General features: G+C 66.3%; 26 protein-coding genes. 6 read left to right on the top strand and 20 right to left on the bottom strand.

Annotation, left to right across the window (positions count from 1 at the left end; genetic code table 11):
- On the top strand, positions 1-225 hold a 225-nt coding region (locus A3E77_RS12750; protein WP_293646498.1), incomplete at its 5' end, for a hypothetical protein.
- A gap of 13 nt (positions 226-238) precedes the next feature.
- On the opposite strand, the gene A3E77_RS12755 is transcribed toward A3E77_RS12750, so the two are convergent.
- Both A3E77_RS12755 and A3E77_RS12760 read right to left on the bottom strand, forming a co-directional pair.
- Positions 239-727 (bottom strand): hypothetical protein, encoded by a 489-nt coding sequence (locus tag A3E77_RS12755; protein WP_293646500.1) that lies wholly within the window; start codon positions 725-727, stop codon positions 239-241.
- On the bottom strand, positions 724-1,098 hold the full coding sequence (locus A3E77_RS12760; protein ID WP_293646502.1) for a VOC family protein: 375 nt from the start codon (positions 1,096-1,098) through the stop codon (positions 724-726). The genes A3E77_RS12755 and A3E77_RS12760 overlap by 4 nt, the downstream gene beginning before the upstream one ends.
- Before the next feature lie 198 nt (positions 1,099-1,296).
- Here A3E77_RS12760 and A3E77_RS12765 point away from each other — a divergent pair, with 198 nt between their 5' ends.
- Positions 1,297-1,836, top strand: a complete 540-nt coding sequence (locus tag A3E77_RS12765; protein WP_293646504.1) for a winged helix-turn-helix transcriptional regulator — start codon at positions 1,297-1,299, stop codon at positions 1,834-1,836.
- A 10-nt stretch (positions 1,837-1,846) separates the two neighbouring features.
- Here the strand turns inward: A3E77_RS12765 and A3E77_RS12770 are convergent, their stop codons facing one another.
- From A3E77_RS12770 to A3E77_RS12820, 11 genes are all read right to left on the bottom strand, one after another.
- Positions 1,847-3,433 carry a GMC family oxidoreductase gene (locus A3E77_RS12770; RefSeq protein WP_293646506.1) on the bottom strand — a complete coding sequence of 529 codons (1,587 nt, stop codon included), beginning with the start codon at positions 3,431-3,433 and terminating at the stop codon, positions 1,847-1,849.
- Between the two features lie 94 nt (positions 3,434-3,527).
- Positions 3,528-3,833, bottom strand: coding sequence for a hypothetical protein (locus tag A3E77_RS12775; RefSeq protein WP_293646508.1), 306 nt, complete (start codon positions 3,831-3,833; stop codon positions 3,528-3,530).
- Positions 3,830-4,744 carry a sterol desaturase family protein gene (locus tag A3E77_RS12780; protein WP_293646510.1) on the bottom strand — a complete coding sequence of 305 codons (915 nt, stop codon included), beginning with the start codon at positions 4,742-4,744 and terminating at the stop codon, positions 3,830-3,832. Before A3E77_RS12780 ends, A3E77_RS12775 begins: the two co-directional genes overlap by 4 nt.
- Positions 4,737-5,144 (bottom strand): hypothetical protein, encoded by a 408-nt coding sequence (locus A3E77_RS12785; protein ID WP_293646512.1) that lies wholly within the window; start codon positions 5,142-5,144, stop codon positions 4,737-4,739. The genes A3E77_RS12780 and A3E77_RS12785 overlap by 8 nt, the downstream gene beginning before the upstream one ends.
- Complete coding sequence (locus A3E77_RS12790) at positions 5,141-5,575, bottom strand: TIGR01244 family sulfur transferase (RefSeq protein WP_293646514.1); 435 nt, start codon at positions 5,573-5,575, stop codon at positions 5,141-5,143. The genes A3E77_RS12785 and A3E77_RS12790 overlap by 4 nt, the downstream gene beginning before the upstream one ends.
- Before the next feature lie 213 nt (positions 5,576-5,788).
- Entirely contained in the window at positions 5,789-7,567 is a 1,779-nt protein-coding gene (recQ, locus tag A3E77_RS12795; RefSeq protein WP_293646516.1) for a DNA helicase RecQ, read from the bottom strand.
- Between the two features lie 111 nt (positions 7,568-7,678).
- The gene (locus A3E77_RS12800) at positions 7,679-9,319 is read right to left on the bottom strand and encodes a cation:proton antiporter domain-containing protein (protein WP_293646518.1); all 1,641 of its coding nucleotides are present in this window, start codon (positions 9,317-9,319) and stop codon (positions 7,679-7,681) included.
- Positions 9,320-9,385: 66 nt separating this feature from the next.
- On the bottom strand, positions 9,386-10,441 hold the full coding sequence (gene arsB, locus A3E77_RS12805; RefSeq protein ID WP_293646520.1) for an ACR3 family arsenite efflux transporter: 1,056 nt from the start codon (positions 10,439-10,441) through the stop codon (positions 9,386-9,388).
- A 1-nt stretch (position 10,442) separates the two neighbouring features.
- Positions 10,443-10,952 carry an arsenate reductase ArsC gene (locus tag A3E77_RS12810; RefSeq protein WP_293646522.1) on the bottom strand — a complete coding sequence of 170 codons (510 nt, stop codon included), beginning with the start codon at positions 10,950-10,952 and terminating at the stop codon, positions 10,443-10,445.
- Position 10,953: 1 nt separating this feature from the next.
- Positions 10,954-11,430: an ArsI/CadI family heavy metal resistance metalloenzyme gene (locus A3E77_RS12815; protein WP_293646524.1), complete on the bottom strand. Its 477-nt coding sequence runs from the start codon at positions 11,428-11,430 to the stop codon at positions 10,954-10,956.
- Positions 11,427-11,771, bottom strand: coding sequence for an ArsR/SmtB family transcription factor (locus A3E77_RS12820; RefSeq protein WP_293646526.1), 345 nt, complete (start codon positions 11,769-11,771; stop codon positions 11,427-11,429). Before A3E77_RS12820 ends, A3E77_RS12815 begins: the two co-directional genes overlap by 4 nt.
- A gap of 204 nt (positions 11,772-11,975) precedes the next feature.
- Between A3E77_RS12820 and A3E77_RS12825 the strand changes: the two genes are divergently transcribed.
- Both A3E77_RS12825 and A3E77_RS12830 read left to right on the top strand, forming a co-directional pair.
- The gene (locus A3E77_RS12825) at positions 11,976-13,046 is read left to right on the top strand and encodes a catalase family peroxidase (protein WP_293646528.1); all 1,071 of its coding nucleotides are present in this window, start codon (positions 11,976-11,978) and stop codon (positions 13,044-13,046) included.
- Positions 13,046-13,675 carry a cytochrome b gene (locus A3E77_RS12830; RefSeq protein WP_293646530.1) on the top strand — a complete coding sequence of 210 codons (630 nt, stop codon included), beginning with the start codon at positions 13,046-13,048 and terminating at the stop codon, positions 13,673-13,675. Before A3E77_RS12825 ends, A3E77_RS12830 begins: the two co-directional genes overlap by 1 nt.
- On the opposite strand, the gene A3E77_RS12835 is transcribed toward A3E77_RS12830, so the two are convergent.
- From A3E77_RS12835 to A3E77_RS12855, 5 genes are all read right to left on the bottom strand, one after another.
- A complete protein-coding gene (locus A3E77_RS12835) occupies positions 13,672-15,486 on the bottom strand; it encodes an ABCB family ABC transporter ATP-binding protein/permease (RefSeq protein ID WP_293646532.1) in 1,815 nt (604 codons plus the stop codon). The two genes, A3E77_RS12830 and A3E77_RS12835, sit on opposite strands and share 4 nt — an antisense overlap.
- Positions 15,487-15,585: 99 nt before the next feature.
- Entirely contained in the window at positions 15,586-15,735 is a 150-nt protein-coding gene (locus tag A3E77_RS12840) for a hypothetical protein (RefSeq protein ID WP_293646534.1), read from the bottom strand.
- Positions 15,736-15,840: 105 nt separating this feature from the next.
- Positions 15,841-16,419: an LptA/OstA family protein gene (locus tag A3E77_RS12845; RefSeq protein ID WP_293646536.1), complete on the bottom strand. Its 579-nt coding sequence runs from the start codon at positions 16,417-16,419 to the stop codon at positions 15,841-15,843.
- Entirely contained in the window at positions 16,416-17,054 is a 639-nt protein-coding gene (gene lptC, locus A3E77_RS12850) for an LPS export ABC transporter periplasmic protein LptC (RefSeq protein ID WP_293646538.1), read from the bottom strand. Before lptC ends, A3E77_RS12845 begins: the two co-directional genes overlap by 4 nt.
- A gap of 26 nt (positions 17,055-17,080) precedes the next feature.
- Positions 17,081-17,698 carry a ribonuclease D gene (locus A3E77_RS12855; RefSeq protein WP_293646540.1) on the bottom strand — a complete coding sequence of 206 codons (618 nt, stop codon included), beginning with the start codon at positions 17,696-17,698 and terminating at the stop codon, positions 17,081-17,083.
- Positions 17,699-17,959: 261 nt separating this feature from the next.
- Here A3E77_RS12855 and A3E77_RS12860 point away from each other — a divergent pair, with 261 nt between their 5' ends.
- Together A3E77_RS12860 and A3E77_RS12865 are read left to right on the top strand one after the other, a co-directional pair.
- Complete coding sequence (locus A3E77_RS12860; RefSeq protein ID WP_293646542.1) at positions 17,960-18,757, top strand: cold-shock protein; 798 nt, start codon at positions 17,960-17,962, stop codon at positions 18,755-18,757.
- 165 nt (positions 18,758-18,922) lie between these two features.
- Complete coding sequence (locus tag A3E77_RS12865; protein ID WP_293646544.1) at positions 18,923-19,312, top strand: DUF2200 domain-containing protein; 390 nt, start codon at positions 18,923-18,925, stop codon at positions 19,310-19,312.
- Here the strand turns inward: A3E77_RS12865 and A3E77_RS12870 are convergent.
- Positions 19,296-19,502: a hypothetical protein gene (locus tag A3E77_RS12870; RefSeq protein WP_293646546.1), complete on the bottom strand. Its 207-nt coding sequence runs from the start codon at positions 19,500-19,502 to the stop codon at positions 19,296-19,298. The two genes, A3E77_RS12865 and A3E77_RS12870, sit on opposite strands and share 17 nt — an antisense overlap.
- Positions 19,503-19,560: 58 nt before the next feature.
- The gene (locus tag A3E77_RS12875) at positions 19,561-20,727 is read right to left on the bottom strand and encodes a helix-turn-helix transcriptional regulator (RefSeq protein WP_293646548.1); all 1,167 of its coding nucleotides are present in this window, start codon (positions 20,725-20,727) and stop codon (positions 19,561-19,563) included.
- Between the last annotated feature and the right edge of the window lie 155 nt (positions 20,728-20,882).

Genomic DNA, 20,882 nt, shown 5'->3' on the forward strand with positions numbered 1-20,882 from the left:
ATTCTGACCATCACCGGGAAGGGGCGGGCGCCACCGCGCGCGCTCCTTCCCGGGTTTGAAATGCTGCACAAATTTTGTGCAGCACTGCCGCAATTTTGCCCTTTTCAACATGACATTAATATGGCATTCATTGCGTCAACAGTTTCAGGAGGGGAGAGCCTGAAAGGCTGGGCCGGGACGAAAGTTCCGGCCCTCTTTTTTTGTGCGCAGCATAAGCACGCTTGAAAAATGCCCGATTTCAGCCGTTGTTGCGGCGATAGCGCAGCACGGAAAAGACGCGCCAGCCGCCGTCATCCCGCAAAACCGAATCGCGCACGACCAGCGTTCCATCGGCTTCCAGGTCATAGGTCGACCGGCCGATCTCGACGTCGGCGCTGCCCCAAATATTGTGCCATTCCGACCCGGCAACACGCCCGCCGATCGGCCGGGTCCGACCGCCATTGTCGGTCCAGCTGCCGCGCACGCGGCCCTTGGCATCGACGCGATAAATCGCCTCGGCCGCATAGTCGATCGGCGGCGTTCCGGGGACCATCAGCCGATAGGCGAGCGCGGTGGCGCCGCCATCGGGCGCGCCCTTGATGATCAGCGTTGCGGTCGCCGCCCTGCCGAACGCGGTCCCTTCGCCGATCCACGTCCCGTGCCAGGCGGCGAGCGAGGGCACGGCGTCTTGCGCCGCAGCGGGGGCCGCGACCGCCAGCAGCGCCGCGACGCCCCAGCGCGCCGTCATGCCGCCGCTTCCGACCGCGAAAACATGAAGGCATTGCCGTCGGGATCGTAAAAGGTGATCAGCTTCACCAGTCCCGGGATATGCAGGATGTCGCCGTCCTGCCGCACCCCCTCCGCATCGAGATGTGCCTTCGCCGCGTCGATGTCGGCGACCTCGAACACATTGGTCGCGCCGCCGCCCTGCACGACGCTTTCGACCTCGCTCAGCCCGATGTTCACCCCGCCCATCGGCGTCGCCAGTTCGCACCAGCCGATCTCGTCGGCGCGATAGAGCAATTGGCACTGCATGACCCGTTCATACCAGGCGATCGACGCTGCCATGTCGGTGACCCCCATCGAACAGGTTAGTTCGGAACCGATTTCGAGTGCCATGTTTTCCTCCCTTTGCGAAACCCGCGTATCTCGCCCTTGCCTTCTTCGTTGCAGGGAGCCCCGGACCTGATCCGGGGCGACGCGGCAACCCACAGCAGGCGCAAACCCGCTCTGGATTGCTTCGCTTCGCTCGCAATGACGATGCTCGGGAATCCAAGGCGCTTGCACCTATAGTCCGGTTTGTATAGTTACTAGCAAATGCCGTCAAGGACGCCCGATCCGCTGCTGCTTCAGCTTGGCAGCCACCGCTGGCTGATCCCGCTGCTCGCCGATCTCGCGGCGCATCGCGGCGCGCGCTTCGTCGAACTGATCCACCGGCTGGGACTATCCCGCGACAGCCTGGCGCGCACCCTCGATGCCGCCGCCGCGATCGGCTGGGTTGCGCGCAACCCCGGCCACGGCCACCCGCTGCGCCCCGAATATAGGCTGACCGAAGCGGGCGCCGCCGCTGCCGCGCGCGCCGCGGCGATTGCCGACGCGCAGCGTGCGATCGGGATGCCGCCCGCCGCTGCAACGCGCTGGGGATTGCCGCTGGTCGCCGGGATCGGCGCCGGGCACGACCGCTTCAACGCCCTGTCACGCTGGCTCGCCCCCGCCACACCGCGGGCATTGTCGCAGGGACTGACGGCGCTGGGAACGCACGGGTTGGTGCAGCGCCAGCTGGTCGATGGACGACCGCCGACGAGTCGCTATGATTTGACGCGGAGCGGGCGATTGTTGGCGGAGGCTTGTTTGTAGCTCTCGTGCCTTAACGCAAAGCCGCCTTCACAAAATCCGCCGCGCGTTCACCGATCATGATGCTCGGCGCGTTGGTGTTGCCGCTGACCAGCCTCGGCATGATGCTCGCGTCGGCGACCCACAGCCCGTCGATCCCGTTCGCCTTCAGCGTCGGATCGACCACCGCGTCGGCGTCACTCCCCATCCGGCACGTCCCGACGGGGTGATAGACGGTGTCGGCGCGCGACCGGATCAGCGCATCGAGCGCGGCATCGTCATCCAGGTTCACCGGATGCCGATCGACCCCCTGATAATCCGACAGCGGCGGCGCGGCGGCGATACGGTGCATCATCCGTACCCCCGCGCGGAGCGTCGCCATATCGCGCAGGTCGGTCAGAAAGCCGGGGTCAATCGCGGGCGCTGCGGCGGCATCGGCCGACGCGAGCCGCACCGTCCCGCGGCTTTCGGGGCGCAGCACGCAGGCGTGGCACGAAAAGCCATGCCCTTTCACCTTGGTGCGTCCATGATCCTCCAGCATCGCGGGCACAAAATGATATTGGATATCGGGTGCGGGCAGGTCGGGGTGCGACTTCCAGAAACCGCCCGCCTCGGCGAAACAGGTCGTCATGATCCCGCTGCGTTTCGTGCGATGCTCGAAAATCGCCTTCACCATCCGCCAACTGCCGCCGAAACTGTCGCCGAACGGTTCGGTCGAGCGCGTCTCCCAACTCGACACATAATCGATATGGTCCTGCAAATCGGCGCCCACCCCGGCGCGATCGGCGACGACATCGACTCCCATTTGCTTCAGATGCGCGCCCGGCCCGATCCCCGACAGCATCAATATCTGTGGGCTGCCGAACGCCCCTGCCGACAATATGACGCCGCCCCGCGCGCGCAGCGTCTCGCGGCTTCGCCCGCGCCGGATCACCACCCCCGCCGCGCGCCCATTTTCGACGACGATCTTTTCGACCAGCGCGCCGGTGCGGATCGTGAAATTGGCGCGGCCGCGCAGCGGCTCGACATAGGCACACGCCGCCGACCAGCGTTCACCGGCCTTTTGCGTCACCTGATACACGCCAAAGCCTTCATTGTTCGGCTGGTTGAAATCGGCCGTGCGCGGCAGTTGCAGCGCCGCCGCGCTCTCGACGAAGCGGCGGCTCGTCACATTGGGCCAGCGCTGGTCCATGACGTTCAGCGGCCCGTCGGCGCCATGAAATTCATCGCCGCCACGCTCATTGCCCTCGCTGCGCTTGAAGTAAGGCAGCACATCGGCATAGCTCCACCCGCTCGCGCCGAGCGCGGCCCACTGGTCGTAATCGAACTGGTGGCCGCGAATATAGACCATCGCGTTGATCGCACTCGACCCGCCCAGCCCGCGCCCCCGCGGCTGATATCCAGTGCGCCCGTTCAACCCCTTTTGCGGCACCGTGTCATAACGATAGTTCGACGATTTGGGGATGAAGGGCATGAAGCCCGGTGTCTTGACGCGCACGATGTCGTTGGTGCCGCCCGCCTCGATCAGACAGACCGTCCGCGTGCCGTCCTCGGCGAGCCGCCCCGCCGCCGCGCTCCCGGCGCTGCCGCCGCCGATAACGATGATGTCGAACTGATCCATATCCGCCGCTCCCCTCGCCACCGCTTCGGTGGTCAATCGCGACTTACATGAATGTCATTAAAGCGCGAGGCAAGGGGGCATCGGCCCGCGCCGGTCAGATGCAATCGCCCATCAGGCACGCAGCCAACAGCAGGATCATCGGCGACGCGATCAGCACGGCCAGCAGCAGAAGCAGGGCGCCCGCCGCCGCGAGCCGACCGTCGCGCTGGCGCCAGGCGAAGAAAGCCGCGACCGGATAGACCAGAAGCGAAATGACCAGCAGCGCCGTATCGAGGGCTGCTGGCGCGGCTTCGGCATAGAAAAGCGCGAGCACCAGCAAGGGAACCGCTCCCGCACAAAAGGCCACTGCATCCCAATGCCGCCACTGCGCGATCCCGCGCGGCGGGCTCCACCTGCTCACTCCGCCGCGTCCCCGCTCGCGCGCCCCGCCGCCCAGCGTTCCTTGATCATCGCACTCGTCGCGCGGCTGCCGTCGTGGCTCCAGCCCGGCTCGCGCCACATATAGTCCAGCTTGTGCTTCCACGGCGCGGTCCACACATCCTTGGCGATACCGACCCATTCATGCACCGCGGCCCACACTATGTTGAAACTGCCGAGCTGCTTGACGATGCCGTAACGCACCGGCTCGTCGTCGCGCTCGGCGACGAAGCTGCCGAACATCTTGTCCCAGATGATGAACACGCCCGCATAATTGGCGTCGAGATAGCGCGGGTTCACGCCGTGATGGACGCGGTGGTGCGACGGGGTGTTCATCACCGCCTCGAACCATTTGGGCAGTCGCTTGATCGCCTCGGTATGGATCCAGAATTGGTAGATCAGGTTCAGCCCGGCGCAAAAGAACACCATCGCGGGCGGAAAGCCGATCAGGAACAAGGGCAGCCGGAACAGGAAGGTCAGGCTGAAAAAACCTGTCCATGTCTGCCTGAGAGCGGTCGACAGATTATAATGCTGCGAGCTGTGATGGATGACATGGCTCGCCCAGAACCAGCGCACGCGGTGGGCGCTGCGGTGAAAGGCATAATAGGCAAGGTCGTCGAGAAAGAAGCAGAGGATCCACGCCCACCACCATTGGGAAAACTCGATCCCGATGTCGAACAGGCGATACTGATACACAAACACCGCCATGCCGATCACCGCCGCGCCGACCAACGCGCCCGCGACCTGGCTGACCGTGCCCAGCATCAGCGAGGTCAGCGTATCACGCGCTTCGTACCGGCTCCTGTCCTTGCGCAGCGAGACGATCATTTCGGCGATCAGCAGCAGAATGAACGCAGGCACCGCATAGGTCACGGGATCGGGCAATTTATCCACGGCTGAACTCCCGCATCCGGCTGGCCCACACGCCGGCATCCTTCCCCAGTTGCAGCGTCACCGCGCCGAATGTCCGCTCCGGCATCGTCAGCGTCAGGAAATCCTTGTCGAGCCGCCCTTCGACGCTGGCATCGACGGGGCGCGCGGCAAAAAAATTGCCGTGCGCGCGCACCAGCATCATCCGCCCCTCGGCATTTTGCACGATCGCAGCGAAGCCCGCCCGGTCGCGCGCGACCTCAACACCCTTGAAACCGGCCTCGGCCTCTTCGGCGAGCCGGATCGCATGGCCGGCATCCTCGATGCGCGGATCGGCGCCCAGCCCGACCTTGCCGACCAGCCAGGCGACGAACAGCACCGCGGCCAGCGACGCACCAAGCTGGATCAGCTCGGCCTGGTTCATTTTTCCCCCGCGAGCGCGTCCAGCATCGGGCGCAGCCCGCTCAGGTCATAGCCCGCGTTCGCCGCGGCTTCGACGATGCCGGCGACATCGTCGCCGGCGCGCGCGCGCGCCAGCGCCCACAAATGCGTCGAGCGCGTCCCCGAACGGCAATAGGCCAGGATCGGCCCCGTCGCGTCGCGCATCAATGTGTCGAGCGCGTCGATCTGCGCATGACTGAAACCCGCATGGCCGATCGGGATTGCCGCATACGCCAGCCCCTCGGCCGCCGCCGCATGGGCGATTTCGTCGCCCTGCGGCGCCGACGGATCTTCGCCATCGGGGCGGTTGTTGATCAGCATCGCAAAGCCCGTCGCTTTCGCTTCGGCCACATCCTCGATGCTGATTTGCGGGGCGACGCTATAGTCGGCGGACAGGGTCAGAAAATCGCTCATGCCCGCGATCTACTCCCGCCGCGCACTTGCTGACAAGCGTGAAGGTGCCAGCCAATCCAAGGCGGGCGATTTGGGGGTGGGGAGCGGACGTTCCCTCCGCCCTCTCGTCACCCCGGACTTGATCCGGGGTCCATGACTTCAGCGCCGTGATGGATCCCGGATCAAGTCCGGGATGACGAAGAAAAATGGCCGCTTCCGGTCGTTACCAGACGATCAATATTGCCGGATGACGTTCAGGAATGCGTCGCCCCATGCCTCCAGCTTCTTGCCGCCGACGCCGGGGATGTCGGCGAGCGCGCTCCGCGTCGCCGGCCGCTCGCTCGCCATCGCGCGCAGCACCGCGTCGTGAAAGATCACATAGGGCGGCACCCCGGCCTCGACCGCCAGCTCGCGGCGCATCGCGCGCAGGGCATCGAACAGCGGATCGCCGACCGGGTTCGGCGTGGCGCTCGCGCCGCCGCGCCCCGCCCTTTGCGTCCGCTTCACCGGCGGTTCGGCCATCAGGACCGGCGCTTCGCCCTTCATCATCGCGCGCGCTGCGGGGCCGAGCATCAGCCCGCCATGTTCGGTCGTATCGAGCGCCTCGCGCGCCATCAGCGACCGCACCAGCGGCTTGATCAGCCGCGCCTCTTCGCCCGCAACGATCCCGAACACCGACAATTTGTCGTGCCCGCGCGCCGCGATACGTTCGTCGCTGCGTCCGGTCAGCACCGCCTCGATATGCCCGACGCCAAAGCTTTGTCCGGTCCGATAGACGGCCGAAAGCAATTTCTGCGCGAGAACCGTCGCATCGACCTGCGCCGCGGGGTCGAGGCAATTATCGCAATTGCCGCAACGCTCGGGCGGATTTTCGCCGAAATGGCGCAGCAAAAGCGCGCGGCGGCATTCGACCGTCTCGACCAGCGCCGCCAGCGCATTGAGCCGCACCCGTTCGCCCGCGACGCGCGCTTCGGGCAATTCGGACAATCGCATCCGCGCGCGCGCAAAATCGTCGGCACCCCACAGCATCATCGCTTCGGCGGGGTCGCCATCGCGGCCCGCGCGCCCGGTTTCCTGATAATAGCTTTCGATCGATTTCGGCAGCCCGGCGTGGGCGACGAAGCGCACGTCGGGCTTGTCGATCCCCATGCCAAAAGCGACCGTCGCGGTGACGATGCCGTCCTCCGACGCCACGAAATCATGCTGCACCGCCGCGCGCCGTTCGGGGTCGAGGCCGGCGTGATAGGCCGCGACCTTCCGCCCCGTCGCCGCCGCGATCTGCTCGGCCAGCCGCTCGGTGCCATTGCGCGTCGGGGCATAGACGATCCCCGGCCCCGGATTCGCCGCGATAAATTCGACAAGCTGCTTCGCCGGGCTGACGCGCGGGCGGACCGCATAACGGATGTTCGGCCGGTCGAACCCCGCCAGGATCAGCCCGTCGGCCGGGATGCCTAGCTGGACAAGGATATCCTCGCGCGTGTGCTTGTCGGCCGTTGCCGTGAGCGCCAGTCGCGGCACCGCGGCAAAGGCATCGAGCAACGGCCGCAGCAATCGGTAATCGGGGCGAAAGTCATGCCCCCATTCGCTGACGCAATGCGCCTCGTCGATCGCGAACAGCGCGGGCGTCTGCGCTTCCAAAAGGCTTCGGAACCCCTCGCCCGTCGCCCGCTCCGGCGCAACGTAGAGCAGGTCCAGATTGCCGTCGCGATACGCCTGCCGCGTGTCGGCCCAATCGGCGTCGACGCTGGTCAGCGACGCGGCGCGAATCCCCGCGGCGCGCGCGCCGCGCAACTGGTCATGCATCAGCGCGATCAGCGGCGACACGACAATGACGCAGCCGTTCAGCGCGACCGCGGGCAGTTGATAGGTCAGCGACTTGCCCGCCCCGGTCGGCATAACCGCCAGCGTCCGCGCACCCGCCATCACACGATCGACAACCTCGCCCTGACGCCCGCGAAAGGCATCGAAACCGAAGGTGGATTTCAGGAGCGGGAGGAGAGCGTCGGCGGACATTGTCGATGGGCGATAGGGCGGATGCGGAGGAGAGGGAAGCCCCGGTCTCGTCCAAACGGACAACAAACCAACCTCGTCGTCCCCGCGAAAGCGGGACGACGAAAATTGGGATTAAGCCAAGGTCAGCATCGCTCGTTCGGCCATTCGCGACGCGGTTTCGCGCTCGGCCATCACGACATGGTCGGCGCCGCGGCGCACCAGGTCGGTCACTTCCTCGTCCGAATGCGCCCGCGCGACGATGACCAGCTTCGGATTGATCGCCCGCGCCCGCCGGACGATCGCCCCCGCCTCGACGCCTTCGGGGATCGCGATCAACAGCGTCGACGCCTCGTCGATCCCGGCCTGCCGCAGGACGCTTTCCTTCGTCGCGTCGCCGACGATCACCGTGGCGCCCGCCGCGCGCGCCGCCGCCGCCATATCCTTCTGGTCCTCGATCACCGTCAGCCCCTCGCCGCGGCCACAGATCAGGCTGCCGATGTGGCTGCCGACGCGGCCATAGCCGATCAGGACGACGCCGGCGTTGCACGCGGGCACCTCCTCCTCCACGTCACGGGGCGCTTCGCCCGCCGGTTCGTCGGCGCGGATGCGTTTCACCGCCAGCGTGAACAGGATCGGGTTGAGCAGGATCGACAACAGCGAACCGGCGAGGATCAGGTCGCGCCCCGTTTCGGGCAGCACGTTCAGCCCGACGCCGAGCCCCGCCAGGATGAACGAAAATTCGCCGATCTGGGCCAGGCTGACCGAAATCGTCAGCGCGGTCTGCGACTTGTGGCCGAAGGCGCGGACGAGCGCGAAGGCGGCAAATGACTTGCCGGCGACGATGATCGCCACCGTGGCGATCACCGGCATCGGCTGCTCGATCAGCACCTTGGGGTCGAACAGCATCCCGACCGACACAAAGAACAGCACCGCAAACGCGTCCCGCAGCGGCAGCGTCTCTTCCGCCGCGCGGCGGCTCAGCTGCGTTTCGCCCAGGATCATCCCCGCAAAAAAGGCGCCAAGGGCAAAGCTCACGTCAAAAATCACCGCCGCGCCGAACGCCACCCCCAGCGCGATGGCGAGCACCGCAAGGCGGAACAATTCGCGCGATCCCGAATGGGCGACCCAGTGCAGCACCCAGGGCAGCACGCGCCGCGCGATCAGGAACATGAAGGCGACGAAGCCGACGACCTTGACCAGCACGACTCCCGCCGACTGCAACACCCCCGCGCCGCCCCCCTCATCGCCGCGATCGCCGAACAAGGCAGGCAGCAGCACGAGCGCGAGCACCATCACCAGATCCTCGACGATCAGCCAGCCGACGGCGATCCGTCCCTTTTCGGTTTCGACCATGTTGCGTGCCTGCAACGCGCGCAGCAGCACGACGGTCGACGCGACCGACAGCGCCAGCCCGAACACGACGCTGCCCGCCACCGACCAGCCGAGCCACAGCCCCAGCATGGTGCCGAGCGCGGTCGCGACGGCGATCTGCAGGATCGCCCCCGGCACCGCGATCCGGCGCACCGAAAGCAGGTCTTTCAGCGAAAAATGCAAGCCCACCCCGAACATCAGCAGGATCACGCCGATCTCGGCCAGTTGCAGGGCAAGTCCCGTATCGGCGACGAACCCCGGCGTAAACGGCCCGACGAGTACGCCTGCCAGCAGATATCCGGCAATCGGAGAGATGCGGAGCCGGTGCGCGAGCGCCCCCATCAGAAAGGCGACGCCCAGACCGGCGACGATGGTTCCGATCAGGCTGGTGTCGTGCGGCATGATCGACGCCTAGGGGGCGGAGGCGCCGGGGGTCAACCCAACGCAACCCATTGCGCGGCAAAAACCTCAGCCATCGCGCGGCACACTGTCCGAAAACCAGCGTCGCCCGAACCAGAAGGCCAGGTTGACGAGCATGATCAGCACCGGCACTTCGACCAGCGGGCCGATGACGGCGGCGAATGCGACCGGCGACGCCAGCCCGAACGCCGCGATGGCAACCGCGATCGCCAGCTCGAAATTATTGCCCGCGGCGGTAAAGGCAACCGCGGTGGTGCGGGGATAATCGGCGGCGATCCACTTGCCCATTGCAAAGCTGATGACAAATTGCAGGACGAAATAGATCGTCAGCGGAATCGCGATACGCATCGCGTCGAACGGCAGCGTCAGGATTTCGCCGCCCTTCAGGCTGAACATCGCGACGATGGTGAACAGCAGCGCGACCAGCGTGATCGGTGCGATCCGCGGCAGAAAGCGCGTTTCATACCACGCCTCGCCCTTTGTCCGCACCAGCAGGGTGCGGGTCAGGAAACCGGCGAGGAAGGGAATGCCCAGATAGATCAGCACCGCCTCTGCGATCATCCAGGTATCGATGGCGACAAGCTGCCCCTCCAACCCGATCAGCGGCGGCAGAAAGGTCAGGAAGAACCAGGCATAGGCGCTGAAAAACAGGATCTGGAACAGCGAATTGAACGCGACCAGCGCCGCGACATATTGATTGTCGCCCCGCGCCAACTGGTTCCAAACGAGCACCATCGCGATGCAGCGCGCGAGTCCGATCAGGATGACGCCGGTCATATAGGCGAGCTCGTCGCGCAGAAAGATCACCGCGAGAATGAACATCAGCACCGGGCCGATCAGCCAGTTCTGGACCAGCGACAGCAACAGCACACGGCGATCCTCGAACACCTGCGGCAGCGCGGAATAACGCACCCGCGCGAGTGGTGGATACATCATCAGGATCAGCCCGATCGCGATCGGGATATTGGTGGTGCCCGCGCTCATCGCGTCGATCCGTGCAGGCAGCGCGGGAAAAAGAACCCCCAGCGCAACCCCCAGCGCCATCGCCAGGAAAATCCACAGCGTGAGGTAACGGTCGAGAAAACCGAGGCGGCGGCGTTGCATGTCAGGCGGCCCCTTCCATCGCGCCAATAGCGTTCAGCGCATCGCGACGCTCGGTCGGCGTCATGGTTTCGAGCGGCAGCGCGAGCATCGCCGCGACCCGCATTTCGAGCAGTCGCCAGGTTTCGGCGAACGCGGCATCCTCGGCCGCCGCATCGCCCGTCACATCGGCAGGATCGGCAAGCCCCCAATGCGCGCGCACCGGCGCGCCGGTGAACAGCGGGCACGCCTCGCCCGCGGCATTGCCGCACACGGTGATCGCGATGTCGATGCGCGGTGCCCCCGGCGCGGCGAACACGTCCCAGCTTTTCGACCGGAATGCCGTCACGTCAAAGCCCTTCGCACCGAGCAGCCGAAGCGCCGCCGGATGCGGCACGCCCTTGGGCTTGCTCCCCGCGCTGAACGCGGTCAGCCGCCCTTCGCCCATCCGCCCGACCAGCGCCTCGCCCAAAATGCTGCGCGCCGAATTGCCGGTGCACAGCACCAGCACGGCCAGCCCCTCGCCCGCCGCCATATCAACAGCCGACTTTGGGTGCCGCTTGCTGGGGCATGGTCGGCACACAGCAGGCGCCTTCGGCGGCCTTGTCCGACGCCAGCGGCGCGAAATCGGGGCTGTCGCCATAGACGGTCGATTCGCCGTTGGTCAGAAAGGCTTCCCACACCACTCCGTCGGGGTCGGCGATCCAGCTCTTTTCCGATGTCGCGTAGCAACAGGTCGTCGCGCCTTCCTCCAGCACCGGCGCCCCGGCATCCTTCAGTCGGCCATAGACCGCCGCCAGTTCGGCTTCGTCCTCGACCTGCAACCCGACATGCTCGATCCCGCGATGCGCGCCCTCGCGCACCGAAATCGCGAAATTGATCCGCGGATCGTCGAGCATCCATTTCGCATAGTCGGGCTTGGTCACGCTCGGCGCGGCGCCGAACAGTCCGCTGTAGAAGGCGATCGACTTGCCCAGGTCGGCGACTCCGACGTGCATGTGAAACCGGCTCATGCGCTTTTCCTTTCGTCTTTCGGTTCGACAACACAGGCGGCGGTCGGCGCACAGGCGGCGCCCCCGCAGCAATTTTCCATAAGGAAGCCGACGAGCGCGTTCATCGCGGCATAGTCGGCCGAATAGATGAGCGAGCGCCCGTCACGCCGCTGCGCGATCAGCCCCGCGTTCGTCAGCTGGGCAAGGTGGAAGGACAGCGACGACGCCGGCACCCCCAGCGCCTCGGCAATCGCCCCCGCCGCAAGCCCCTCGGGCCCCGCCTGCACGAGCAGCCGGAACAGCGCCAGCCGATGCTCCTGCGCAAGCGCGCCGAGCGCGCGGATAACGAGTTCGGACTCCATCGCAGCCTCCATGATTCGATAATCGTGGAAATATCAAATCATTGGCCCGTGTCAAACTCTTTTGTCTCGCTTCCGCGGACGGCGACAGGCGGCGGAGCGGTAAATTCACGCTATGGCGTAACCTATCGTCCACTGGGTGCGAAGCGCGTCAGGACAGCCGCCCGGCGTCGCCTTGCGCGTGGCCGGCTCCTCAAGGACAGCCGTTTGACCAAAACCCGCGCATCGCTTCTCACCGCCGCCGCAATTTCGGCGGTTCCGCTCGCCTTGATCGCCGGTTTCGCTTGGGCGGGCGGCTGGGTCGGTGCGCCGCGCCTTGGCGGCAGCACCGTCGTCGATGCGATCGAATTCAACGCCGGGCGCCACGAAGGCTATCGGCGCGCCCATGCGAAGGGCGTGTGCATCACAGGGTATTTCACGGCGTCCGGTAAAGCGGCGCCGCTGTCGCGGGCGCGCCTGTTTGCCACCGGACGCTATCCGGTGATCGGGCGTTTTTCGACCGGGGGGGGCAACCCTTTCGCGACCGACGGGCGCAATGTCTTTCACGCGCTGGCGCTGCAACTGACCGGCCCCGATAGCCAGATCTGGCGCATGGCGATGGACCATGTGCCGATCTTTCCTGTCGCCACGCCGCAGGCCTTCGCCGCGCTCCAGCGCGCGTCGCGCGTCGATCCCGCGACCGGCAAGCCCGATCCCGCCGCGATGAAAGCCTATCTCGCCGTCCATCCCGAAACGCGCGCCTATCAGGATTATATCGCTGCCGCGCCGCTCCCCGACAGCTTCGCGAACGGCACCTATTTCAGCATTAATGCCTTTCGCCTCATCGACCAGACGGGCACGTCGCGCGTCGTTCGCTGGGCGTTCGAGCCCGAGGCGTCGTTTGGCGCGCTCGACAAGGCGGCGCTTGCGCGTCTGCCGCAGGACTTCCTGTTCGACGATCTCAGCGAACGCCTCGCCCGCGGACCGCTGCGCTGGCGCATGATCGTGACGCTCGCCGCGCCGGAAGACGCCACCGACGACGCGACGGTGCCGTGGCCCGCCGGACGGCGGACGGTCGAGGCGGGTACGCTCACCCTCACCGCGGCCCAGCCCGAAGAACGGGGCGCGTGCCGCGACATCACCTTCGACCCGACGATCCTGCCCGACGGCGTTGCACTGTCGGACGACCCGCTGCTCGCCGCAAGATCGGCCGCTTACGCCGCCTCGTTCCGGCGACGCGCGGTCGAGACGCCGGGACCGAGCGCGGTCGGCAAGAAACTGACACAGGGAGGAGGTTGATGTTGCCCGACCGCTTCGCGCTCGCGATCCGACTGCTCCACTGGACGACGGCGGCGCTGATCATCGCGATGCTGTTTATCGGCGTCGCGATGGTCTCGACCGCCGGCCCTGCCTATAGCGCCTTGCTCGCGCTGCACCGCCCACTCGGGATCGCGATCCTGCTGCTCGCGTGTATCCGGCTCGCGATCCGTTTCGGCACGCGCGCCCCCCCGCTGCCGGGCGACCTGCCGCGCGCGCAGGCCAGGGTGGCGCGCGCATCGCATATCCTGCTCTACCTCGCGATGATCGGGCTACCGCTGATCGGCTGGGCGATGCTGTCGGCGGGCAGCTACCCGGTCCGCCTCGGCGCGGGACTGGTCCTGCCGCCGATCCTGCCGCCCGGCGCGCTCGCTTTCGGCCTGCTCCGCGAACTCCATGCGCTCGCCGCCTTCGCCCTCTTCGCGCTCATCCTCGGCCATCTGACCGCCGCGCTGGTCCACGGCTTCGTCCGCCGCGACGGCGTGCTTGCCACCATGGGTTTTGGACGGAACGCCGCGCTTGAACCGCCAGTGGACGAGACCGGCGAGAGTCTGGAAGAAGCCGAAGACGAAGCGCCCACGGGCGAGGCCGAGACGCCGCCGCCCGCCTAAACCGTCCCCTCTTCCTTCTCCGCCTGCTGCCGCGCCCACATGTCGGCGTAGAGCCCGCGCATCCGCAGCAGCTCGTCGTGCGTGCCCGTCTCGGCGACGCGCCCCTTGTCGAGCACGATGATGCGGTCGGCGTCCGTCACCGTCGACAGGCGGTGCGCGATTACCAGCGTTGTGCGCCGCGCCGCGATGCGCTCCAGCGTATCCTGGATCGCCGCCTCGGTGCGGCTGTCGAGCGCGCTCGTCGCTTCGTCGAGGATCAGCACCGGCGGATTCTTGAGCAAGGTCCGCGCGATCGCGACGCGCTGCTTCTCGCCGCCCGACAGCTTCAGCCCGCGTTCGCCGACCTCGGTGTCATAGCCCTGCGGCAGCAGCGCGATGAAGCTGTCGATCGCCGCGCCTTCGGCCGCCGCCGCAATGTCCTCGGCGCCCGCGCCCGCGCGGCCATAGGCGATATTATAACCGATGGAATCGTTGAACAGCACCGTGTCCTGCGGAACGATGCCGATTTCGGCGCGCAGGCTTTTTTGCGTCACCTGGGCAATATCCTGGCCGTCGATTGTGATCCGCCCGCCCTGCGGATCGTAAAAGCGGAACAGCAGCCGCGCGATCGTCGATTTGCCCGCGCCCGACGGCCCGACGATCGCCAGCGTCTCGCCCGCGCCGACGGCAAAGCTCACCCCGTTCAGGATCGTGCGGTCGGGCTCGTACCCGAAGACGACATTCTCGAACGCCACCGCGCCGCCGTTCACCGCCAGCGCCGCCGCACCCGGCGCATCCGAAATCTCCGGCGGCGTGTCGATCAGGCGGAACATGGCCTCCATGTCGATCAGCCCTTGGCGGATCACGCGATAGACCATGCCGAGCATGTCGAGCGGGCGGAACAGCTGGGCGAGCAACGTGTTCACCAGCACGACGTCGCCAACCTTATATTCGCCGGTCGACCAGCCCCACACCGTATAAGCCATCGCCCCCGCCAGCGCGGCGTTGGTGATCAGGCTCTGCCCGATGTTCAGCCAGGCCAGGCTGTTCTCGCTCTTCACTGCGGCGCGCGCATATTGGTCGGCAACGTCGCGATACCGCGCCGCCTCGCGGTCCTCGGCGCCGAAATATTTGACCGTCTCGTAATTGAGCAGGCTGTCGACGCTGCGCCCGATCGTCAGCGTGTCGAGGTCGTTCATCCGCGTGCGCAGCGCGTTGCGCCAGTCGGTCACCTTGCGCGTGAAGATGATATAGACGACGACCATCAACGCGGTCGCGCTCGCCAGCCCGAAACTGAATTTGGTCCAAAAGATGATCAGCACCGCGGCCAGCTCGATGATCGTCGGCGCGATGTTGAACAGCAGGAAATACAGCATCGTGTCGATGCTCTTGGTGCCGCGCTCGATCACCTTGGTGACCTCGCCCGTCCGCCGCGCAAGGTGGAAACGCAGGCTCAGCGCGTGGAGGTGGCCGAAGGTCGCGATCGCCAGCTCGCGCGTCGCATCCTGTCCGACGCGCTCGAACACGACGTTGCGCAAATTGTCGAAGAGCACCCCGGCAAAGCGGGCCCCGGCATAGGCGAGCACCAGCCCGATCGCGAGCGCGACGCCGGCCTCCATCCCCGGCGCCATCCGGTCGATCGCGGCGCCATAGAGGAACCCCATCGACAGCTGGACGCCTTTCGACGCCAGCACGATCAGCGCCGCGACGATGATGCGAACCTTGTGCCCGCGATGTCCCGCCGGCCACAAATAGGGCAGGAAACGCTTCAGCGTATCGAGAACGGGCGGTTCTTTGGCCGCGTCGGCGGAGGTGAGCGTATCGGGCGGCATGTGCGCCCCATGTAGGGGGGCGGGCGTGGAACGCCAAGCGCGCTTGGTGATGACGGAGTCGGTTATGCCGGTGTGCGCGGCGTCAGCTTGATCTCTCGCCTACCGCGAATCGCGATACCCTGCGCGACGCAGCAAACGGTCGATCAGGCGGCGTTCTTCGGGCGTCGGGGTCGGGATGATCGCCGCGGGCGGCTCGATCCGGCGGCCGAACAGGGGGCGACGGGGCGGGACAAGCGGGGAAAAGCGCATGGGGGCAGCTTTCACGTTACGCGGCGTCGCCCCCCGGCACCGCTATGATCTGGTCCCGATGCCCATGGTGAAGCCGCGTGGTTGCGGCCCGGTAAAGCGGCGTGGTTACTGCTTTCTTTCCGGTACGGTAAAGGTGCCGGTGACACGCCCGCCGGTCCCGCCCGTTATCGGATTGCCATCGGGTCCGCGCGCCGCGCCGCGTCCGTCGACCGTCGCGCGGCCGCTCGTCAGGTCGATCACCAGCCGCCCGCCGCGCAGATTGTTGCCGCGCTGGCGCAGTTCGACATTGCCAACCATCGTGATCAGCCGCCGGTCGAGGTCATAGATGGCGACATTGCCCTTGGCCGACTCGTCGCCCTTCACCACCGTGACGCCGCCCGTCGCGTCGAGCCGGTTGACGTCGGTGCCGCCCGAACGCGTATAGGCCACCGTCATCCGCGGCGCAGTGACGGTCAGCCCCGCCTGCGTCACGCGGACATTGCCCGCCAGCACGACGCGGTCGGCGCGGTCCTGCACCTCGATGCTTCCTGCGGCGAAATCGACCGGCGCGTTGCTGTTGTGGTTGGCGAGCGCCTGCGCCTGCGCGGCATCGCCGCCGGTGCCTGCCGACAGCAGCGCCAGACTGGTCAGGGCAAAGCCCGCCGCGGCGAGCGTCATGCTCTTCATGGTCCAAAAGCGGTTCATTTGAGCACTCCCTGATTGATCCGCAGCCGCGCATTGCCTTCCAGGCGAACGACCCGCTGGTCGAGGTCGGCGGTCAGCTGGTTGGCGGAAAACTGACCGATGTTCAGGCTGCCGGTGACGCCGCCCTGTCCCATCAGGCTGCGTGTCTTGAGGTCGACCGCGACATTGCTCGCGTCGATACGATATCCGTTCGCGCTCTTGACCTGCACCAGCCCCGGCACCGCGACCTTTTCGGTTTCCATATTATAGGCACCGTCGCGCGCGACGATCGTCGCCGGCCCGTCGGCAAGCTTGATCGCGCCCGACAGGTCGGTCATCCGCACGATCGGTTCGGCCGAGCTTTTCTGCACCGCGCTGCCCGCGAGCAGGGCAAAGGGCTGCCCCTTCGCGTCCTGGCCGCGATATTCGGCGCGCGTCACCTTCATCCGCTCGCTCGCCATGTCGACCTTGTCCTTCGACAACAGAAAGCTGATTTCGGCGCGCTGGGTAAAGGGCGAAAAGACGAGCACCGCGGCAACGACGCCGATCACCAGCGGCAAGCCGAATCGCAGGATGCGGACCAGCCGGTCGTGACTCGACTCGCTGGTCGCCCACAGCTGGCGCATCGTGCGATCAAGATCGGCGCGTTCGGACATCCATCAAAGCCTTGTGCGAATCACTTTCAGCTGTGCGCGAAAATATCGGTTTCGGGCCAGCCGGCCAGGTCGAGCGCGGCGCGCGTCGGCAGGAAATCGAAACAGGCCTGCGCCAGCCCGGTGCGGCCCTCGCGCGCCAGCCGCGCGTCGAGAATCTCTTTCATCGCGTGCAGGAAACGGACGTCGCTCGCCGCATAGTCGCGCTGCGCATCGCTCAGCTCGGCGGCGCCCCAGTCGCTCGACTGCTGCTGCTTCGACACTTCCTGGCCCAGCAATTCGCGCACCAGTTCCTTCAGCCCATGGCGGTCGGTGTAGGTGCGGATCAGCTTCGATGCGATCTTGGTGCAGTAAACGGGCGCCGTCACGACACCGAGCGCCTGTTGCAGCGCCGCAATGTCGAACCGCGCAAAATGAAACAGTTTCAAACGGTTGGGGTCGGTCAATATCGCCTTCAGCACCGGCGCGTCATAGGTGCTGCCGGGCTTGAACCGCACCAGATGCTCGTCGCCCGACCCGTCGCTGATCTGGACGAGGCACAGCCGGTCGCGCAGCGGATTGAGCCCCATGGTTTCGGTGTCGATGGCGACCGCGCCGGAACCCAGCACGCCCTCGGGCAGATCTTCTTCGTGGAAATGGACAGTCATCCGCCCGCCTTAGGCGAAGCCGACCTGCCGCTCAATGACTGGTTTGCGTCCCCCTCGACCGCCTGCCGCGCCGACGCGGCAATGCACGTCCCGTTCCAATCATCGCCTTGCATTTTCCGTTCGCAGATGCGGTTCATTTAGGCTATATATTGCGCCGTTAGAGGCACGGGGCGAGTCTGTGCCCATGGTGAACTGCGTCTCCGTCCGGCGCAAGGCGCCGATCATATGGGGTATGGACGAACCGAAAGCGACTATTAGACAATGAGTTTCAACAAGGATCGCCGCGGCCAGCGGGGGCGCGGCAAGCGCGATGATTTCGGCAATTTCGACAGCTTCGAACCTGCACCCTACGGCGGCGACAGCTATGGCGGCGGCAACCGCGGCGGCGGTTTCGGCGATCGTGGCGGCTTCGGCGGCGGTGATCGCGGCGGCTTCGGCGGTGGCGACCGCAGCGGCGGCGGCGGCGGTTTCGGCGGCGGTGATCGCGGCGGCTTCGGTGGCGGACGCGGCGGCGGCATGCCGGCGCAGGTCGTTGGCGAGGGCAATGGCACGGTGAAATTCTTCAACCCGGCGAAAGGCTTCGGCTTCGTTGCCCGCGACGATGGCGGCGAAGACGTGTTCGTCCACATCAGCGCGGTCGAACAGGCGGGCCTCCAGGGTCTCGCTTCGGGCCAGCCGCTCGGCTTCACGCTCGTCGAACGCAACGGCAAGGTGTCGGCCATCGATCTGAAGATCGAAGGCGAACCGATGCCGGTCGAGGAATTTGCTCCGCGCCGTGACGATCGCGGCGAGCGCCCCGGCGGCGCACCGGGCGGTGCCCGCGGGCGGCGCCAGCTCACGGGTGAACGCACCTCGGGCACGGTGAAATTCTTCAACACGACCAAGGGCTTCGGCTTCATTGCCCGCGACGATGGACAGGCCGATGCCTTCGTCCACATCAGCGCGGTGCAGCGCGCCGGCATGGCCGGCCTCGACGAAGGCGACCGCGTCGCGTTCGATATCGAAGTCGATGACCGCGGCAAGTTCGCGGCCGTGAACATCCAGCCGCATCAGGACTGATCGGCAAGACGACGCAATGGAAAGGGCGGCCTCGGGCCGCCCTTTTTATTTGCGTCGTGCGGTCGCGGATGTTTGGAAACGCCAGGACGCTGCCGCGCCGCGCCCCGAACAGACGCAAGGGTGACGATCGGGCGCCGACGCCCTATCGTGCCGGGGGAGGATGATATGGCCGGGCACCGCATCTATTCGATCAGCGTCGCAAGCGTATATCCGCATTATATCGCCAAGGCGGCGAAAAAGGGACGGACGAAGGCCGAGGTCGATGCGGTTTTTCGCTGGCTGACGGGCTATAGCCAAAAGGCGTTGGAGGCCGCACTGGCGAAAGGTGTGAATTTCGAGGATTTCTTTGGTCGCGCGCCCGCCCTCAACCCGGCACGGTCGCTGATCACCGGCGTAATCTGCGGCATTCGCGTCGAGACGATCGAAGACCCGTTGATGCGCGAGATCCGCTATCTCGACAAGCTGATCGACGAACTCGCCAAAGGCAAGGCGATGGACAAGATCCTGCGCCACACCCCGCCGGCCGATCCGCCGGGGATCAGCCCTTCGGCTTGACCGTCACCCACACATTCACCGTCGCGGCGAACTTGCCCGGGGCGGGCTTTTCGACGTCGATTCGTTCGGCGGTGACGAGCTCGCCCGTCGCAAGGTTAAAGCTGGCCCATGGTTTCGGCATCCGTCCAAAGCTCATTTTCTGGATCGGTTGGCCGGTGGCGGTGTTCATGATCGTTGCGTTGATACCCATGGCGCGCGGGTAGCGAAGCGGCAGCTATTCTGTCCAGTGCCGACGTGATGATGCGATGTCAGCAATCGCCCGGCGCGGTTGGCAGGCGCGCGAGGAGCGCGACGAGCTGGGCTTGGCTGGTCGCCCCGGTCTTGCGGAAAATGCCCTTGAGCAGGAAGCGGACGGCGTTGAGGCTGACGGCACGCAGCGCGGCATAGTCGCGCAGCGTGTCGCCCGCGGCGAGCGCGACCGACAGGCGGGCTTCGGCCGGGGTCAGCCCGAACCATTGCGCGACGCGGTCGATTTCGACCACCGGCGTCTCGCCCGGCGCGCTGCCGAGCGTGACGATCAGCGACGCCCCCAGGCGGGCCCCGCCAAGCTGCTGCGCCGACTGGCGCGTGACGCGCGCGACAAGCACGGGGCATTCGGCGCCCGAGGCCGCCAGCGCCTGAAAGGCGATGCCCGCGGGATCGGGACGTTTGACCAGGTCGAGCAGCCGCTTCTGGCTGGCGGGATGCGCAAAGGCAAAACGGTCTTGCTGGGTGCGGATAAAGCCCGCCTTTTCATATCGCGGGGCGCGAGCGTTCGCAGCCAGTATGCCCAGCTGGTCGTCGAGGCTGAAAATCGCAAAGGGCGCTGCGTCGGCGGCGGCGCGCGCGGCGCCCGCGGCCAGATCGAGCGCGGCAATGCGGTCGCTGATCCGCATCGCGCGCTGGATATGCGGGGCAAGGACGCGCAGGCCCCGTTTCAACCGTTCGACGTCGCGGTCGCCGGGACCGGGGAGCATCAGCCCCAGCCGTTCGTTGCCGCGCCGGTCGAGCAGCACCGCGATCATCCGGTCGATCCCCCATGGCGCCAGGAAATTCCGGAAGAATTCGGTTTCCATAAACTCTTCGCGGGTCATGATATCGTTGCTGTCGATGACGCTGCCATTGCCATAGCGCATCAGCTTGCGCGACCAGGGATGGTGGCCGGCATAGACGGCGGTGTAGATTTCCTGCACCCCGGCGGCGAGCCCGGTCGCGGCGACGAAGCGCGCGGCCGGGGGATTATTTCCTTCCCACAGGACGAACGCCGCTTCCCAGCTCAGCGGGCAGAGCGCGCCGGTAATCCGCGCGAGCGTTTCGTTCCAGCTTTCGGGATGGAGCACCGAGTCATAGATTTCGCCGATCAGCGCGTTGAGCACATCCCATTCGGCCGGCGCATTATGGTCGGCCGGAAAACGTGGTTCTGGCTCGCCCTGCATAGACTTCCCCCCAAAGAAGTGCGGCAGCGCGAATATCTGATAGGAGCGCGCCGCCAATGGCAAGCCCTATGCGACAAAGCGAAAAAAACATTCCTCCTACTCAGGTGGGTAGCGAATGAAGCGACCGAATCGGCCATGAAGGGGATGCGACCCGA

This window comes from Sphingopyxis sp. RIFCSPHIGHO2_12_FULL_65_19 (assembly GCF_001830555.1).
In the GTDB taxonomy this organism is placed as follows: domain Bacteria; phylum Pseudomonadota; class Alphaproteobacteria; order Sphingomonadales; family Sphingomonadaceae; genus Sphingopyxis.